This is a genomic window from Enterococcus caccae ATCC BAA-1240, from assembly GCF_000407145.1.
Lineage (GTDB): Bacteria > Bacillota > Bacilli > Lactobacillales > Enterococcaceae > Enterococcus_L > Enterococcus_L caccae.
Genome location: NZ_KE136473.1, coordinates 365,795 through 383,606, shown reverse-complemented (window position 1 = coordinate 383,606; position 17,812 = coordinate 365,795). Strand labels below are relative to the sequence as shown.

Here is a 17,812-nt window from a genome sequence, read left to right as displayed (position 1 = left end):
GAATTATTTAGCGTTCTCTACTTTGAATAAGAACTATTTTTTGTGAAACTAAAAAGTTAGGACAACGATTGACCCGATTCCTACTCTATTTTGATTCCAAATGAATTATTCTCTTTTTTTATAACACATTCCTTTTTCAGAAAGTCTTCTAACTAGCTGATAAAACCAGTTATCTCTGGGTGAAAGCCAATTTCGTTTAAGCTGATTTCGTCTGTCGGTATCAAAATATCTGGGAGGATTTCCATCTAGCTTATCATGCGTCTGATCTCTATCCTCTCTTGGACGTTTACCATAGTTAAAAGATTCACCATTTGCGACTGCATTCTCTAAGAAATAATTTGTCTTTATCTGTTCTTTCCATTGACTTAAAAGCTGTCCGTGTTCGTCTATAATAAACTCACTATGATAATCGCCCGACAAAATTTTCCTATAGAAACCTCGTTTTCTGATTTTTTTTATCAACCCTTTATTAGAGAGTGTTCGTCCATCTTTACTAAGATGTTCCGTCAATATATCTACACCCAGATTGGCCCGATTGTGATAGTGTGGATCGGCATAAAACCAATTATCTTTCAAGATCATTTTGATTGCTGTTTCATCATCTTTTAAATTGTGTATTTTTTTATAATTTTCTACATACCTGATATTGCATCTATCCAATTGATTTCTAAATTGATGAATTTTGGTTTCATTTGCGTATTTTTTCTTAAGAACTGCTTTTGTTAATTTTGTATCTTCTTTGGCTATAATCAACCCATTAGGATAGGCTTGCTGAACAGCTTTTGAATAACTAGCTAGAAAAATTGCTCCTGGTGGCATTTGATCGTAAAATTTATATTCTGTTGGAGCAAATTGCAAATCACCTGAATTATCCAAATATCCCCCAAGATGATCAATAACTAGCATAATTTTTTTTAAGGCTGAAAGCTGACTCCTTTCAAACATTTCAGTATAAAGTTGCGAACCAACTAAAAAAATCGCTTGATTGGCATTTATTTTGTGTTCATCTAGATTATTTATGTAGACAACCAGAGCCGCTTTATCCCATCCCTGTTGCTGAAGTATTTCTATTTTTTCAAGGATAGTTGAAGAAAAATATTTTTTTTTCATTTCTATTCTCCTTAGTTTTTGTTTGACTTCTACAATACCTGCTTTTTTATTAAATTTACACTTATTTGAATGAAATTATGCGTATAAATAAAAGAATCTAAAGTAAATAAATTTACCTCAGATTCTGGAAGATATTTGTTTAAGCAGAAACCTCATAACTTTTTCTGATTTTTTCTAAGACGATAGATGGTTTAGCTTCCTTATTTTGATGTGCATCTCGATGTTCTTGTAAATGTTCTGGACGTTTCAGCCAGTTTTGGAAATCCTTTTTACTCTGCCACTTAGACACTAGCATGAATTCACAGGTATCCTTATTTTCTGTAAACCAACATTCACTTGATAGACAACCTGAAAATCCTAACATCGAAGCTACATCTTTACTCGTTTTAGATTCGAACATTTCTTTGCCTTCTTTTTTTATAACAAATGTCACCGTTTGAACAATCATGATTTCTTCTCCTTTTCAAGTTTAAGTGATAATGATTCTCACTTAGAAGTATAGCATACTTCATCCGCATTAACTGAACAATAAAAAAAGTGGATAAACTAGATTTCAGCTTATCCACACGAATCTTAATATAATTCTAAATACTGTTCTCTTTCCCATTCAGAAACAGTTTGACGGAACGCTGCCCATTCCATTCGTTTCGCCTCAACAAAGTTTACAAAAATATGTTCACCTAATGCATTGACCATCACGTCATCTTTACGTAATTCTTTGATGGCATTATGCAGCGTTGAAGGCAGATCATGAATTTGTGCTTCGCTTCGCTCTTCTTCATTCATCACATAAATATTACGATCAACAGCTTGTGGTGGCTCAATCTCATTTTTGATACCATCTAATCCAGCTTGTAAAAGAGCTGCCATCGTTAGGTATGGGTTTGCTGATGGATCAACAGAACGTAATTCTAATCGAGTTGAAAGTCCACGTGATTCAGGAACACGTACTAATGGCGAACGATTACGGCCACTCCAAGCAACATATACCGGCGCTTCGTAACCAGGAACTAAACGTTTATATGAATTGACTGTTGGATTACAAACAGCTGTATAAGCACGTGCATGTTTCAACAACCCACCAAGGAAATGGTAAGCGGTTTGACTTAACTGCATTGGACCATTTTCATCATAAAAGACATTTTCATTTCCTTTAAATAAAGACATGTTACAATGCATACCTGATCCATTGATCCCGTACAACGGTTTTGGCATAAATGTCGCATGCAACCCATGTTTTCTGGCAATCGTTTTAACAACCAATTTAAAGGTTTGAATGTTATCACAGGCCTCAATAACATCAGCATATTTGAAATCGATCTCGTGTTGTCCTGGTGCTACTTCGTGATGAGATGCTTCGACTTCAAATCCCAGACTTTCTAATTCAAGAACGATATCTCTACGACAGTTCTCTCCCAAATCTGTGGGAGCAAAATCAAAATAACCGCCTCGATCATTTAAATCTGTCGTGATTTTACCATCTTCATCTAATTTGAATAAGAAAAATTCCGGTTCAGGCCCAAGATTGAATGACGTAAAACCTAGCGCTTCCATATCTGCCAGTGCTCTTTTCAAGTTCCCACGAGGATCTCCTGCAAATGGAGTACCGTCTGGATTATAAATATCACAAATCAAACGAGCAACCTTCCCATGATCACTTTCCCATGGAAAAATCATCCATGTTGACACATCAGGGTACAGATACATGTCGCTTTCTTCAATTCTCACAAAACCTTCAATAGAAGACCCATCAAACATCATTTTGTTGCTTAGCACTTTGTCTAATTGGCTCACTGGAACTTCCACATTTTTGATTGTTCCCATAATATCTGTAAACATTAATCGTAAAAATCGAACATTCTCTTCTTCGGCAATTCGTTTGATATCTTCTACTGTGTTTTGTTTCGTTGTCATAGTATTCCTTCACGTCCTTCATTTTTTGTATGAATCTCAAATGTTACAATTTTGGCCCTCTGGATTGGAATGGATTCTGTTGAGTAAGTCCACCTTGAGAAATCAGTTCATCATATAAAATTTTGCGAACATCTTCATCAGTTAGCGGCTTATTTGATTCTTGGGCATGCATTTGCTCTTCCAGCTTCATTTCATAAACACGTTTGATCCCTGCCATATTTAGACCATCTGACAAATAATCTTTGATTTCCAATAATACATCAATGTCATTTAGTGAATACATACGGCGGTTCCCTTCGCTTCTTTCTGGATGAATCAAATCCTGCTCTTCATAATAACGGATTTGACGTGCTGATAAATCTGTCAGTTTCATAACTGTACCAATTGGAAAAACGGACATCGATCTTCTCAGTTCCTTCTCTCTCATATCCACCCCCCTCTCTTAATATAAAACTATAGCAGGCTCATTCAATTTCAACAGAAAAATAGGAAAACAAATCTGTGTCAATTTTTATCACAGACAGATTTTATCTTTTTTCAGAGAAGCTAACCTGCTTAGCTAGATAGATTAGGTATAGGATATCAATACTTTTTTCTATTGTCAACGATTTATGTTAGGTTTTCTGACATAAACTAAAAAAATACATTAAAAAACTTTATATCGGTAGCATTTTATACCCTTTTTTCCATAGTTGACTAGTAAATCTTTGAAAAAAAAGACTACATAAATAAAAAACTTAGTAAAAGAACCGATTCAACAATTCTCTTACTAAGTTATATAATATGCCATTGCATTATTAGACTCGAACATCTATAGTACTTTTATTCTTCTAATGATCGTATCCATTTAGAATTCTTTTTTGCAAACCCTTTAACATGGTATGCATTTTCAGATTCTTCAAATGTCTCTGATAAAAGTAATGTATGACGCGTCATGTCACTTAACTGCTGCCCTTGATTTGTTGGAATATCAAGCTCGTATGGCACCAACAGCTCCATCATTATTTCTCTAACTGATCTTGTCAATTGCTCTTTACCTAAGGTACTTTTGGCTGACACTAAGACATTTGGAAACAATGTCGGAACAAAATCAATATCATCAATTTGATCACTTTTATTATACACAGTCAAAACAGGAACTTTTTCTAAACCTAGATCATTTAGTAATGCAACAACTGTTTGTTCATGCTGTAAACGATCTTCAGCACTTGCATCAACTACATGTAACAATAGATCCATATTGCGGCTTTCCTCCAGAGTTGATTGAAACGCTTCAATCAGTTGCGTTGGCAGGTCTTGAATAAAACCTACGGTATCTGTTAAGGTTACAATCATGCCTTGTGGTAGTTGCCATTTTTTTGTTAGTGGATCTAAGGTCGCAAATAATTGATCTTCTGAGTATGCGCCAGCTGTTGTCAGCAGATTTAAAATAGTCGATTTACCTGCATTTGTATAACCTATCAAACCAATTTGAAATATATCGGATGATTGGCGTTTTTGTCTACTACGCTCACGATGAGCCGTTACTTCTTTTAGTTCACGTTTAATTGCTGTAATTTTATTCCGAATATGTCGGCGATCCGATTCAAGCTTTGTTTCTCCAGGACCTCTTGTTCCAATTCCTCCTCCTAAACGAGACAATTGTTTTCCTTGTCCAATCAATCGAGGGAGTAAATAATTCAACTGAGCCAACTCAACTTGTAATTTGCCTTCTTTTGAACGCGCCCGCATTGCAAAAATATCTAAGATTAATTGAACTCGATCAATTACTTTTATACCTACTGCTTCCACAATCAACTGATTTTGTCTTGGCGTTAATTCATGATTAAAAATGACAATATCTGCTTCATAAGCATCAATCAATTGAACAAGCTCTTCTACTTTTCCTTTGCCGATCACTGTCTGGGAATCCACGCGAGGTCGTTTTTGTGTTAGTGAAAATACGACTTCACCTTGTGCGGTCTTAGTCAAATTTTTCAGTTCCTTCATAGAAGCTTCAAATTGAGTATAGTTTGCCTCTGTTTCAACACCTACTAAAATAACCTTTTCTGCTACTTTATCCATTGTTTATCCTTCCGAAGAATCCAGCCAGTTTTCTATTTCATTTTCTAATTCTAAAATAGAATCTGGTGTTTGTACTAAATCCCACCAACTGGCATTCATGCGATTTCTAAACCAGGTCAATTGCCTTTTCGCATATCTTCTTGAATTTTGCTTTACTTGTTCAGTTGCTTCAGCTAATGTTTCTTTTCCTTCAAAATAAGGGAAAAATTCTTTATATCCTATACCTTGAATCGATTGTTGCGTTTTATTTTTGTATAGTAACTCAGCTTCTTTTAAAAGTCCCTGAGCTATCATGATATCGACACGATTATTGATTCGATTATATAGGACGGAACGCTCTGTTTCTAAGCCGATTAGAAAATAATCATATAACTTTTTTGGTTTTTCTTTTGGTTGAAGAATACTATAGCCTGTTTTATCGAACACTTCTAATGCTCGGACAACTTTCTTACGATTGTTAAAATGAATACTTTCAGCTGCTTGAGGATCTTTTTGTTGAAGTAGATTCCACAACGCTTTGTTTCCATGTGCTTCCGCAAAAAGCTCGTACTCTTGACGAATTTCAGTCGACTCATCTTGTGATCCTAACTCAAAATCATACAGTAAAGCTTGAACATACAATCCTGTTCCACCAACAACAATCGGAAGGTTCCCCCTCCCTAAAATTTCCTCAATAAACTGACGCCCTTCTTTTTGAAAATCAGCAACTGAGTATGTCTCAGTCAATTCACGGCAATCAATCAAATGATGCGGAATTCCTGCTCTTTCTTCTTCCGTTACTTTTGCTGTCCCGATATCGAGTTTTTTATATACCTGCATCGAATCACCACTGATGATTTCCCCATTTAATTTTTTAGCTAACTCAATACTTAATGCTGTTTTTCCAACAGCTGTTGGACCTACAATTACTAACACTTTTTTCAATTTAGTCACCCTTTATTTGTCCCAACCTACGTAATTCTAATGCCTTTTCTGGGAAATCAGTATGAATCCCAGCTAATTGATAGGCAAAACAGATATTCATTTGTTCTGCTTTGTTAACGGTCCAAGGTCTAATTGATTTGGGAAACTCATCCAATTCATCTAAATGAGTGAGAACCCATTCAATATTTGGATGAATCCCTTCAATAAAGCCTGTTCCAATTGCTAGTTGCTCATCTTCAGCGGATAATTCGAATACTGAAGCGATTTTTTGATTTTTTTCGATTGCCCAGATTTTTTCTAAACTTTTAAAATAGAAGCTTGAATACATATATTCAAAAGGCCAAACTTGAGACTGCATAAGCTGAATAATTTTTTGCTCAATTCCTTCATAATGAACGTTATCTGTTTTGATTTCAATATTCAATAAACCTTGAAAATCTTCTTTTTTAAGCAGAACCAAAACTTCTTCTAAGGTTGGAATCTCCTGAAACATTGGATTTTTTTCAAACCAGCTACCAGCATCAAGCTGTTTTAGTTCAACTAACGTTAACCCTCCAACTGTTCCATGACCATTAGTAGTACGATCAACTGTTTCATCATGAATTACAACCAACTGATTATCTTTTGATAACTGGACATCTAACTCGATTCCATCAGAATTAACACGAACAGCTTCTTTGAAAGCTGCCAAAGTATTTTCTGGATGGGTTCCTTTACTACCACGATGAGCGATAACTTTTGTCACAATAGCCCCTCCAATCGAAATTATTGTATCATTCATAATAATGAGTATCAAACTATTAGAAGGATTTATTATAGATCTTATCTTACCTCTGTTAAAGAAAAACGATTAACATTCCTTAATAAAATTTACTAGAAAATGTCTTTCCTATTTTATTTAAATTTTAGTAGAAGTAGTTAAATCGTTAGCCTAAACAGATCATTTAAATCATTAGTCTATAGCTATATTTTTCAATTAAGTAAAAACCTTAGAGTAATTCACTCTAAGGTCAAATAAAGCCGATTTAACTCTTTTAAAAAAATTTATTAACCATTTATTTCTAGTCATACTAACATTATCTTTATCAAATTATAATTGATGTTGCAGCAATACTATCTGTAAGTCCATTATTTGAATACATATATGCATGGACTTTGTATGTTCCAACATTATAATTATGATTCTTGATATCTACTGTAGTTTTGTACGTACCATCGGATTGTTTTACAGCATCGTACCATTTTAGATCTGATTGATTATCTTTACTCCACACCGGAACCGATACTCGGCTTATTCCTGATGGACTTACTCCTGTTACTTTTACATCAAACGTCCCTTTATCTGCATTATAATTACCAACTTCTGCACTTAAGGTTGGTTTAGAAACCGTAAAATTATTCTTTGTAACATATTTCATTGTTCCATCTGGAAGTTTAATATACGTATGAATATTGTAATTTCCTGCATCTTTATGATTTTTTATATCGATAGTTGCACTATACGTTCCATCACTGTGTCTTTGCCCAAGATACCATTGGAGATCGTCTTGACCATTTTTTTCTGACCACGTTAAGAAATAAACAGGAGTTGTTGATCCATAGACCCCCAACGAAATATCTGCTGTTATGGCATACAATGTTTCTTTTCCGTTTGTATCTTTAACATCAGCTACTCCACTCACCTTTGGAAGTGTTACATTGATTGAACTCGCCGCAATACTATCTGTAAGTCCATTATTTGAATACATATATGCATGGACTTTGTATGTTCCAACATTATAATTATGATTCTTGATATCTACTGTAGTTTTGTACGTACCATCAGATTGTTTTACAGCATCGTACCATTTTAGATCTGATTGATTATCTTTACTCCACACCGGAACCGATACTCGGCTTATTCCTGATGGACTTACTCCTGTTACTTTTACATCAAACGTCCCTTTATCTGCATTATAATTACCAACTTCTGCACTTAAGGTTGGTTTAGAAACCGTAAAATTATTCTTTGTAACATATTTCATTGTTCCATCTGGAAGTTTAATATACGTATGAATATTGTAATTTCCTGCATCTTTATGATTTTTTATATCGATAGTTGCACTATACGTTCCATCACTGTGTCTTTGCCCAAGATACCATTGGAGATCGTCTTGACCATTTTTTTCTGACCACGTTAAGAAATAAACAGGAGTTGTTGATCCATAGACCCCCAACGAAATATCTGCTGTTATGGCATACAATGTTTCTTTTCCGTTTGTATCTTTAACATCAGCTACTCCACTCACCTTTGGAAGTGTTACATTGATTGAACTCGCCGCAACACTATCTGTAAGTCCATTATTTGAATACATATATGCATGGACTTTGTATGTTCCAACATTATAATTATGATTCTTGATATCTACTGTAGTTTTGTACGTACCATCAGATTGTTTTACAGCATCGTACCATTTTAGATCTGATTGATTATCTTTACTCCACACCGGAACCGATACTCGGCTTATTCCTGATGGACTTACTCCTGTTACTTTTACATCAAACGTCCCTTTATCTGCATTATAATTACCAACTTCTGCACTTAAGGTTGGTTTAGAAACCGTAAAATTATTCTTTGTAACATATTTCATTGTTCCATCTGGAAGTTTAATATACGTATGAATATTGTAATTTCCTGCATCTTTATGATTTTTTATATCGATAGTTGCACTATACGTTCCATCACTGTGTCTTTGCCCAAGATACCATTGGAGATCGTCTTGACCATTTTTTTCTGACCACGTTAAGAAATAAACAGGAGTTGTTGATTCATAGACTCCCAACGAAATATCTGCTGTTACGGCATACAAGGTTTCTTTTCCGTTTGTATCTTTAACCTCAGCTACTCCACTCACCTTTGGAAGTGTTACATTGATTGAACTCGCCGCAACACTATCTGTAAGTCCATTATTTGAATACATATATGCATGGACTTTGTATGTTCCAACATTATAATTATGATTCTTGATATCTACTGTAGTTTTGTACGTACCATCAGATTGTTTTACAGCATCGTACCATTTTAGATCTGATTGATTATCTTTACTCCACACTGGAACCGATACTCGGCTTATTCCTGATGGACTTACTCCTGTTACTTTTACATCAAACGTCCCTTTATCTGCATTATAATTACCAACTTCTGCACTTAAGGTTGGTTTAGAAACTGTAAATTTATTACTAGTTATAAATTTCAATGTCCCATTTGGCAGTTGGATATACGTATGAACATTATAATCACCCGCATCTTTGTGATTTTTTATATCGATAGTTGCACTATACGTTCCATCACTGTGTCTTTGCCCAAGATACCAGTGAAGATCATCTTGACCATTTTTTTCTGACCACGTTAAAAAATAGACAGAAGTTGGTATACGACCACTTGTTTCTAAATTTGCTGTGGCACTGTAAAATGTCTCAGAACCTACTTTATCAATAATAGTAGTTGTTCCTGTAACTGGAATGCTTTCGTCCCACTCCAACTCTTCGGTGAATAATCCCGTATAATCCGTATTTATATCAAATGGATGAGCAATCCCTGGGAAATAAAAATTTGAAGACCATTGCCAAGACGAAAAGTCATTATTCCAATTTTGAGAAGCCGTTGGTGAATATGGATATTGTGCTACCCAAATATTACTTTTACCAAATAATCCAGTATCAAATATACCTCCTGCTACATTCAACCAACTTCTTGATAAATAATATCCCACTTTACCAAAACCGTCACTATTCAATTTATTTTTGAAGGCCAAAGTATTTGTGTTCAAAGAAGCAATTCGCATAGCTGGCTCTTCAATATCAGATACCATAACTGTTTCTTTGGAAAGACCTAAGGCAATTGCATTTTTAGCAAAATAAGCTGCCTCTGCTTGAGCCCCAGAGTCCGAAGTATAATGACTATAATGATACACCGAAACTTTAAGCCCCGCACTTTTCGCATTTTTTATTTGTGAATCTGCATAAGGATTGAGGTAAGTCATTCCCTCTGTTAGTTTTACAACGACTCCTTTCACTCCATATATTTTCATCATCTGATACTGGGCAACAGTAATTGTACCATTATGTGAGGAAACATCGACAAAACTGACTCTTGGTCGATTGGATTCCCCAGCATTCACTCTATCAATAGCCTCTCGGGTACTTCTGCTAGAGCGTCCACTCAATGCCAAATTTGAACGATCTAACGGAGAAGGTTCATAGTAATCTAGATTTTCATCAATTAAAGCACTCGTTTCCTCAGTACCACTGTTAGATACTTCATTCGGTTCTTCACTAGAACTAGGCGTTGTAGAACTTTCAATTTCAGTACTATTGGTACTATCATATGTAGCTGGTGTCTCTTGAATAGACGTTTCTTGATCGGAATTATCTTCCGCTAATACTTGCACAGGAATATATGCATATGTAGATAAACATAAAAAAACAGCTCCCAAAGAAAAAAATTTTTTCATATAAATCAATCTCCAAACTTTTTATTATATATCTAATGAGTTACTTAACTTTTTTATCTTACTATATTGAAAGCTATAAAGCAATTACGTAAAAAAGCAAACCCGACAAGATCATCCAAAAATTTACTGATGCATCGTAAGGATCGCTTTATTATATTTTGCTAAAAATTAAGACATTCTCGGATAAACTTTAAACAGTATTTGTTTTTTTATAAGAAAAACAAACAGGAAGATTTTCCAATTGTCTTCTTTTCATTAGATATATTCACTAATACCTATCGTTCAATAAAATAAAATTTACTGATTTTCATCATTACTTCTGATAAACAAATTTTTAATTACTTTGATTTCGCCTAAAAAATACATGCAAGTAAATACTAAAATTATCCAGAAAATCCCTCTTGCTAGTAAAGTCAAGAAGAAATTAGAGAAGCTAAGAAAAGGATTTGTTAAAAACATTATTGCTGCAACTAGTATACCTATTAAAGCAGGTGTAATCAGTTGTTTCAATGCATCTATTAATCTTCCTTCTAAAGCTTTATTCATTAATAGCCAATAAGATACAAGAAAATTTACAAGGTTAGCAACGCACACAAAAATAGCAACATATATAATTGTTCCAAAATTTACACCGATAATAATACTAGGAATCATAATTACAAAAGAAATAATTCCATTTATTAATAACTTGTTAGAGTGATTTCTAGCCATAAATATGCTACTTGTCACTGCGTTCAGCATTTGAGCCCATAAACTAAATGACAAGATGAAAAAAGGTATCACTGCCCCATGCCACTTAGGACCAAAAAGGAAAAAAATTATTTCTTTTGCATTTAACATCATAAAAACAGTTATTGGAAAAGCCAATAAAGCTATAACACGAATAATCTTAAAAAATGATTCTCTAATAAATTGTACATTATCTTGATGTTGTGAAAGTATAGGTTGCAATACAGGTGTTATTACACCCAAAAATACAGTAGTAGGCATTGAAAGTAGCTGATAACTTTTTTGATAATTTGCTATTGGTACAGGACCCAGAAATTTCCCAACTAATAAATTATCAGCATTTCTTGATAAATAATTGAAAACTGTAAAAAACAACTGATTTCTGCTAAATGATTGAATAGATAAAAACGGTTTAGGATCTAAACTGAAGGTGTAACGAATTTTAACCGCAGAGAAATTCAATATAAATGATATTACAGGTGGAACAGCACTGCAGATTACTAAAGCATAAACACCTAAACCTGAAAATGCAGCTGCTACACCAAATATTGCTCCTATAAAACTTGAGAAAAATACCCGTATATTCAACGCTCGAAAACGAAGTGTCTTATTTAGAATCGCTTTAGGTACTGTATTTATTCCTTCACACAAAACAACAATTGACATTGCCCAAAATAATGGTCTATACATATCATTATGATAAGTGAATGCAACAAAATTCCCTAGTAGACCAAAAATTACACTTAAAAAAATTGAAAAAAGTATTGTATAGTTAAATAATATACCATAATCTCTCTCATTCAATTCCTTTTTTTGAATAATTGCAGGACCAATTCCCGCAGTTACTACTAATTGAAAAAAAAGTAAATAAACTTGTGCATTTGCAACAATTCCAAATTCCTCTACTGGAATTATTCTAGAAAGTATAATGTTTATCAACAATTGAATTAATAGAACACTATAGGAACCAATTGCAGTAAAAATCATACCTACACGAAAAGTACTATTCATAAAAAACCTCTCGTCTTTATATTTATTGTATATCTTAATACATGTTTCTATCTACCAATTCACAAATACTAAATGTAGGTTCTATCATGGATAATAATTATGAAGTAACTTTTTTAATTAACTTTTTAACATAAAGCTCTTTGTCTGTTTTTTTAGTACTATAAAATTTGCTAATAATAAAAACAACAGAAAAATATCCCCACCATGATAAGTAAATCAATTTCCTCGGAAAAATTTTTTTAGAATATTTCTTATTCTGATTATATAGTTCTCTAAGTAACTCTTTTGATAACTTAGTTTTTTCTTCCACACATTTCACAGCGGTATAATCATTTGCATTCAATGCTTTACGATAAAAATGTTGATAGGCTTCCGGGTGATTTTTTTCAAATAAATTATATACTAATTCATTTTGTTTTAAAATATCAAAATTTTTTCTGGTTATTCCAGACGTCATAGTTGAGTTTTCAGAGGTCCTATAATAATAACTAGCAACATCGATCAAAATAATCCCATCAACCTGGTTAATAATTTCATAGAAAAACAAACCATCTTCATAAATAATTCCTTCGTAAAATCGAGTACTTTTAATCAATGAGTGGTGATAAATTTTTGCATTAGCTGATGCTGACGGATATTTTGAGGCATACAGCGTATCTACTAAAGTTAAAAAATCTCCAACCAAATATTCAGCTGGACTATCTAACTTATTAGATAATTCGCTTAAATTTTTTGTCATTTTACACATAGCCAATTTTGCTTTTTTTTCATTAACTGCACTATACAGCATTTCTACGTATGTATTAGAGACTAAATCATCACTATCAATAAATACAATATATATCCCGTTTGCTTCTTTCATACCAATATTTCTAGCAGAGGATTGTCCACCGTTTTCTTTAGTAATAAGCCGAAAATTTTGCTCTGAATGAGTATCACAAAATTCTTTGGCTATCATACGGGATTGATCCGTAGAGCCATCGTCTATTAATAAAACTTCACAGTTCTTATATGTTTGATTACTAATACTTTCAAGACACTCTAACAAATATTGTTCCACATTATAAATTGGAACGATAATACTTATCAGTTCACTCATAAAAAGCTCCTTTCAAATATTCAATTACTGGAGAAAAAGTTACCGAAAACGTAAAATTATTTTTACCGTAAGAATATATCTCTGTGGAGAGTTTATTCTTACTTTTATCAAGCATCAATCCATCGTACCAATCAACCAGAGCAAAAATGTTAACTGGAGAGTTATCATTTGGAACTCTATAATAAAAAGGCAAATTCTTATCATCTAAATCTGTTTTTACACCTGATATAATTGGAAGTCCTTTTGCTAAGTATTCTTTCCCTTTTAAACTACTGTTATATGTAACCCCTGAACGATGTCTACCCAAAGAATCAACACCAATACTTGCTACTTGATAATAATCATCCAAATCAGATAATTTTATTCTGCCATTTAGCTTTACTACATCCTCAAGCTGATAGTCTTTTACTAGTTTCTGATAGTCTTTTAAAACTGGACCATCCCCTATTAAAGTAAAATCAACCTTTCTTTTCTTTTCATTAGTAGTATAGTAATCTTTCAAACCTTCAATCAATCGATCATAACCATGATAAAAACATAATGTCGCTACACCAATTAAATGAATAGTTTCATCAGAATTTTCTTCCTGAGTTAAAACCAATTCATTGAAGTTATAAGCATTGGAAATATTAATACACTCTATGCCAAAAATCTCTTGATCATCGGAATAAGTCACTACTTTATTTATATAATTTGATAATTTTTTTGCCCATTTTTTTTCCTTTATCATAATATCAAGTTTTACCAACCCATTAAATTCATTAAGATAAGGATATGTAGGAATTTCAAGAATGATTCTTATATTTGGGTTTTGTATTTTCGCTTCTTTTACTAATTGAACTACACTTTTATCTAGTACAGCACCTTTTCTAATGTAAGCAAAATCAAAATTTTTCCAATTAATATTTTTGGTTTTAAAATATTGCTCTGACCAAAATGGCATTAAATTTCTCAGTAAATGAAAGATGTTTCTTTTTCCGTTTATATGTTTAGTTATATGAAAACCATTTTTTTCAAACTCATCAATTTGTTTATTGATTTTTTCCAAGATTCCATATGCGTGTGTTAAATCTTGAGACAAGTAAATTCCATTCATAAGCTATTCCTCTTCTGATTCATTGATCTTTTTCTTTAAAAGTGATAATTCTTGCGTTAGTATTTTTAGCTGTTTTTCTGTATTAATCAATGTAATTTGAGTGACTAATGAAAAAAACAGTAGTATTCCTGTTAAAACAAAAAGAGCTAATGAAGTTAGTGTAGTAATTCCTAAGAATTTGGCTACAGCTTTTCCTACTGGTGGGAATAACGATCCAAAAATCATAATAATTCCTAATACAAGCCACTTATTCATCTGTCTTACTTCAGCATGACCTTTCCGAGTCAAATGTATAGTGGACACAAAAAAAATAATTGCTATTAAAACAGCTAAAACTTGTAATTGAAAAGGCATTAAAACTCCTCCTTATCTATTAATGAAGCAATTAATATTGATAATGAAACATTCACCATATAACTTATAGAATTGATTAGACTAATACTGGATTTCCCTGTCTCACGCTCGAACATCTTCACGCCAATTTCTTTAATCCTGGACTTATTTGCTATCAAATACATATAGCTTTCCGGCTCAGGATATTGACTTGGATATCTATCCACAAATTGTTGGATTATCTTTCTATTACCAGCTCTATACCCACTTGTTACATCTTTAATATTTACCCCTGTTAAAATTCGGATTAGATTGGACAAAATTTTAATGCCCAACTGTCTTGCTCCTGATGATTTAAATGTTGAATCACTATCTGAGACAAACCTTGATCCTACTGTAAAGTCAGCTTGATTTTCAATAATAGGATCAATCAACTTATTTAAAGAATTTATATCATGTTGTCCATCACCATCAAATTGAACTGCAATATCATATCCTTCATTTAATGCATATTTGTAACCAGTTTGAACAGCTCCACCAATACCTAAATTATAAACCAATTCAATATGGTTTATGTTATTTTCCTGCAAAACTTCTTCTTCGTTATCCGTAGAACCGTCATTAATTACTACATAGTCAAGATCATAATGACAAGATTGTCTATATTCTTCTACTTTTCTTATCACATCTGCAATTCCAGCAGCTTCATTATAAGCTGGAATGATTAATAAAATTTTATTAGTTTTCATTTTACCGTCCCTAAAATAGATTAAATATTGTTCGAATTTTGATTAAACATATAAAGTTTCATAATAAGTTTTGAAAAAAATTTCCCCCAATAACGCTCAAACAATAATTGCTCTTCAATTTCTCTAGTTTTATCAATCGTATTATTCGTTGTTTCAGAATCTTCATGAATTCGATGGAGCATTAGTTTTTTTGAAATATATCGAATGCAGCCCTCTTGTTTCATAATTCGTTCCCAAGCATCCCAATCTAATGTCATCTTTAGTGTTTCATCAAATTTAAACCCTTTTAATCTATCCATGTTATATGTTACCGCAGGACAGGAAATAAAATTTCCAAAAGCATAAATTCGTCTTTGATACCATTTAAACGGCAGAAGTGACATAACATGAAGTCCCAAAGTTTTAATATGTAAATTGATGTTACGTTTTCTTAGGGTACCTTTATTATCGATTTCACTATAATCGGTAAAAACAATATTTGTGTCTTTACGCATCTCAAGAGCTCTAATAACAAGCTCTCCATAATCAGCTAGATATACATCATCCTGATGAGCTATGGTTGCATATGGCGTACTAACAAAAGATAGGGCATTGTTCCAATCTTTACCAATTCCGCCACCTTGCATGGTAAACATAGGAATATTAAAAATTTTACACAGTTCTTCAATATAACTATTCGGAGTACTTGTATATAAATGTACTTGCGAACTCCCACCTTCAACCAAGGTTTGATTAATACAAGATTCTATGCAGGCTTTCAAATAGGGAGATTTCCCATAAGCACATATCATAAATGTATGTTTTAATTTTTCCATATGATTCCTTTCTTTTTTGCTTCTAACTATTTAATCCACAAAAACAGCAAAAAATTAAGTTATCACTATTAGATAACCGAGTGATCCAACTACTGATAACTTAATTGTACTATTATAAATTACTATATTCAAGTTTACTTACAAGCATCACTAATCCTAGGTTATTTAATAGTGTAAAACTCTTTTAGTTTCTCGACCGTTAAAAATCATTCATCCTTTATTTTCGAAACAATCGATAGTTAATTTTTTGTATTTTTTGTCTAACTTTAAATTCCATACGTGCCAATTTACTTTTTCCTTCATCTAAAGTAAGTAAGCTGCTAATATGTCGAATAGGATTTGTTTGCTTATGTGTACCATTATCTATTTCTTTAATTATTTCATTGTACACAACTGATAATTTATAGATATCCTTTGCTTTCTCAACAAAGCTTAAAGCTTCTGCCTGCTCTTCTTGATAATTTTTTAACGTTTTCTCAATTATTGCTGCTAATTCTTCTATATTACCAGCTTGATACAAATGCCCAAACTCAAACATTTCAAAGGCAGATAAATGTCCTGGATTATCTGATAATATTACTGGAACTCCGCTTAACAAAGCTTCCACATATACTAATCCAAATGTTTCCATTGCTGAAGAAAATACACATAAATCTTTATTCGTTACTTTTTCCCAAGGTTTCTCATGATTTCCTAAGAAAGAAATATGTTTTAAATTATGTTCGTTTATATAATCTGTACATTTTTCTTTGTATTCCTCATCCCAACCACCAATAAAAACAAGTTCTAAATCTGGATCGGAATAACTCAGCTTTTCAAATGCTTGAATAAGCTCTAGCTGATTTTTTCTTTCAGTTAATCGCCCTATAGAAATAATTCTCTGTTTATCTCCTTCTTTTAACTTTATCGTCTCTATTTCTGTATACGGAGAAAAAGACTTTATGTTTCTATTAGGAAATAACTCAGCTACTTTTTTTCTTAATTGACCATTAACTGCAAAAATTTCAGTAGAATAAGCATCAATAAAATCTAGTTTTTTGCCATAGTAGGCGAATTCATTTTCTGGAAACTCATGTATTAACCAAAAATGTGATACATCAGTTAATGCAGCGGCCACTGCTCCTTGAAAAACATTTACAGTATTACTAATAACAACGTCTACTTCATTTGTAACTATTATATCAGTAATTTTTTTTATTGTAGTTCTATATGAGACTGCTCTCTGGCTTTCTGTTCCAAATAAATGTCCCGGGGCATCTTCCCACCACCATCTCTGACTATTTATCAGAACACAGTCGATTCCACATTCTGTAAATTTTTTGGAGTATTCATTTTCACTTATATCTTGATACGTAGGGGCAACATTTATTACTTTGTATCCTTCAGTAGCCAAAAATTTCATTAAATTGAAAATCGATATCTCTGCCCCATTATCTAATGTACCAGTTGGTGAAACAAAAAGAATAGTTTTCATA

Annotated in this window: 15 protein-coding genes; all 15 read right to left on the bottom strand. The window is 32.8% G+C overall.

What is annotated here, in order from left to right; translation table 11 throughout:
* Window positions 1–105: 105 nt before the first annotated feature.
* The 15 genes from I580_RS07340 to I580_RS07270 all read right to left on the bottom strand — a co-directional run bounded on the left by I580_RS07340 (window position 106) and on the right by I580_RS07270 (window position 17,811).
* Entirely contained in the window at window positions 106–1,110 is a 1,005-nt protein-coding gene (locus tag I580_RS07340; RefSeq protein WP_010771323.1) for a DUF3114 domain-containing protein, read from the bottom strand.
* A gap of 139 nt (window positions 1,111–1,249) precedes the next feature.
* Window positions 1,250–1,558, bottom strand: coding sequence for an antibiotic biosynthesis monooxygenase family protein (locus I580_RS07335; RefSeq protein ID WP_010771322.1), 309 nt, complete (start codon window positions 1,556–1,558; stop codon window positions 1,250–1,252).
* Between the two features lie 125 nt (window positions 1,559–1,683).
* Window positions 1,684–3,024 carry a type I glutamate--ammonia ligase gene (gene glnA / locus I580_RS07330; protein WP_010771321.1) on the bottom strand — a complete coding sequence of 447 codons (1,341 nt, stop codon included), beginning with the start codon at window positions 3,022–3,024 and terminating at the stop codon, window positions 1,684–1,686.
* A 43-nt stretch (window positions 3,025–3,067) separates the two neighbouring features.
* Window positions 3,068–3,451, bottom strand: a complete 384-nt coding sequence (locus I580_RS07325) for a MerR family transcriptional regulator (RefSeq protein WP_010764139.1) — start codon at window positions 3,449–3,451, stop codon at window positions 3,068–3,070.
* Between the two features lie 395 nt (window positions 3,452–3,846).
* Window positions 3,847–5,088 (bottom strand): GTPase HflX, encoded by a 1,242-nt coding sequence (gene hflX / locus I580_RS07320; protein ID WP_010771320.1) that lies wholly within the window; start codon window positions 5,086–5,088, stop codon window positions 3,847–3,849.
* Window positions 5,089–5,091: 3 nt separating this feature from the next.
* A complete protein-coding gene (miaA, locus tag I580_RS07315; RefSeq protein ID WP_034860168.1) occupies window positions 5,092–6,012 on the bottom strand; it encodes a tRNA (adenosine(37)-N6)-dimethylallyltransferase MiaA in 921 nt (306 codons plus the stop codon).
* A 1-nt stretch (window position 6,013) separates the two neighbouring features.
* Entirely contained in the window at window positions 6,014–6,757 is a 744-nt protein-coding gene (locus I580_RS07310) for a glycerophosphodiester phosphodiesterase (protein ID WP_010771318.1), read from the bottom strand.
* A 340-nt stretch (window positions 6,758–7,097) separates the two neighbouring features.
* A complete protein-coding gene (locus I580_RS07305) occupies window positions 7,098–10,505 on the bottom strand; it encodes a GBS Bsp-like repeat-containing protein (RefSeq protein WP_016249795.1) in 3,408 nt (1,135 codons plus the stop codon).
* 297 nt (window positions 10,506–10,802) lie between these two features.
* Entirely contained in the window at window positions 10,803–12,245 is a 1,443-nt protein-coding gene (locus I580_RS07300; protein ID WP_010771315.1) for a lipopolysaccharide biosynthesis protein, read from the bottom strand.
* A 97-nt stretch (window positions 12,246–12,342) separates the two neighbouring features.
* Window positions 12,343–13,344, bottom strand: a complete 1,002-nt coding sequence (locus I580_RS16435) for a glycosyltransferase family 2 protein (RefSeq protein ID WP_010771314.1) — start codon at window positions 13,342–13,344, stop codon at window positions 12,343–12,345.
* Complete coding sequence (locus tag I580_RS07290) at window positions 13,337–14,440, bottom strand: glycosyltransferase family protein (RefSeq protein ID WP_010771313.1); 1,104 nt, start codon at window positions 14,438–14,440, stop codon at window positions 13,337–13,339. Before I580_RS07290 ends, I580_RS16435 begins: the two co-directional genes overlap by 8 nt.
* Before the next feature lie 3 nt (window positions 14,441–14,443).
* The gene (locus I580_RS07285) at window positions 14,444–14,794 is read right to left on the bottom strand and encodes a DUF2304 domain-containing protein (RefSeq protein WP_010771312.1); all 351 of its coding nucleotides are present in this window, start codon (window positions 14,792–14,794) and stop codon (window positions 14,444–14,446) included.
* Complete coding sequence (locus I580_RS07280; RefSeq protein ID WP_010771311.1) at window positions 14,794–15,522, bottom strand: glycosyltransferase family 2 protein; 729 nt, start codon at window positions 15,520–15,522, stop codon at window positions 14,794–14,796. Before I580_RS07280 ends, I580_RS07285 begins: the two co-directional genes overlap by 1 nt.
* 20 nt (window positions 15,523–15,542) lie before the next feature.
* The gene (locus I580_RS07275; protein ID WP_010771310.1) at window positions 15,543–16,337 is read right to left on the bottom strand and encodes a glycosyltransferase family 2 protein; all 795 of its coding nucleotides are present in this window, start codon (window positions 16,335–16,337) and stop codon (window positions 15,543–15,545) included.
* Between the two features lie 217 nt (window positions 16,338–16,554).
* Window positions 16,555–17,811: a glycosyltransferase family 4 protein gene (locus I580_RS07270; RefSeq protein ID WP_010771309.1), complete on the bottom strand. Its 1,257-nt coding sequence runs from the start codon at window positions 17,809–17,811 to the stop codon at window positions 16,555–16,557.
* Between the last annotated feature and the right edge of the window lies 1 nt (window position 17,812).

Coding starts and splice junctions, on each gene's coding strand:
- I580_RS07340 (WP_010771323.1), bottom strand. CDS start 1,110: ATGAAAAAAAAATATTTTTCTTCAACTATCCTTGAAAAAATAGAAATA.
- I580_RS07335 (WP_010771322.1), bottom strand. CDS start 1,558: ATGATTGTTCAAACGGTGACATTTGTTATAAAAAAAGAAGGCAAAGAA.
- glnA (WP_010771321.1), bottom strand. CDS start 3,024: ATGACAACGAAACAAAACACAGTAGAAGATATCAAACGAATTGCCGAA.
- I580_RS07325 (WP_010764139.1), bottom strand. CDS start 3,451: ATGAGAGAGAAGGAACTGAGAAGATCGATGTCCGTTTTTCCAATTGGT.
- hflX (WP_010771320.1), bottom strand. CDS start 5,088: ATGGATAAAGTAGCAGAAAAGGTTATTTTAGTAGGTGTTGAAACAGAG.
- I580_RS07305 (WP_016249795.1), bottom strand. CDS start 10,505: ATGAAAAAATTTTTTTCTTTGGGAGCTGTTTTTTTATGTTTATCTACA.
- I580_RS07300 (WP_010771315.1), bottom strand. CDS start 12,245: ATGAATAGTACTTTTCGTGTAGGTATGATTTTTACTGCAATTGGTTCC.
- I580_RS16435 (WP_010771314.1), bottom strand. CDS start 13,344: ATGAGTGAACTGATAAGTATTATCGTTCCAATTTATAATGTGGAACAA.
- I580_RS07290 (WP_010771313.1), bottom strand. CDS start 14,440: ATGAATGGAATTTACTTGTCTCAAGATTTAACACACGCATATGGAATC.
- I580_RS07285 (WP_010771312.1), bottom strand. CDS start 14,794: ATGCCTTTTCAATTACAAGTTTTAGCTGTTTTAATAGCAATTATTTTT.
- I580_RS07280 (WP_010771311.1), bottom strand. CDS start 15,522: ATGAAAACTAATAAAATTTTATTAATCATTCCAGCTTATAATGAAGCT.
- I580_RS07275 (WP_010771310.1), bottom strand. CDS start 16,337: ATGGAAAAATTAAAACATACATTTATGATATGTGCTTATGGGAAATCT.
- I580_RS07270 (WP_010771309.1), bottom strand. CDS start 17,811: ATGAAAACTATTCTTTTTGTTTCACCAACTGGTACATTAGATAATGGG.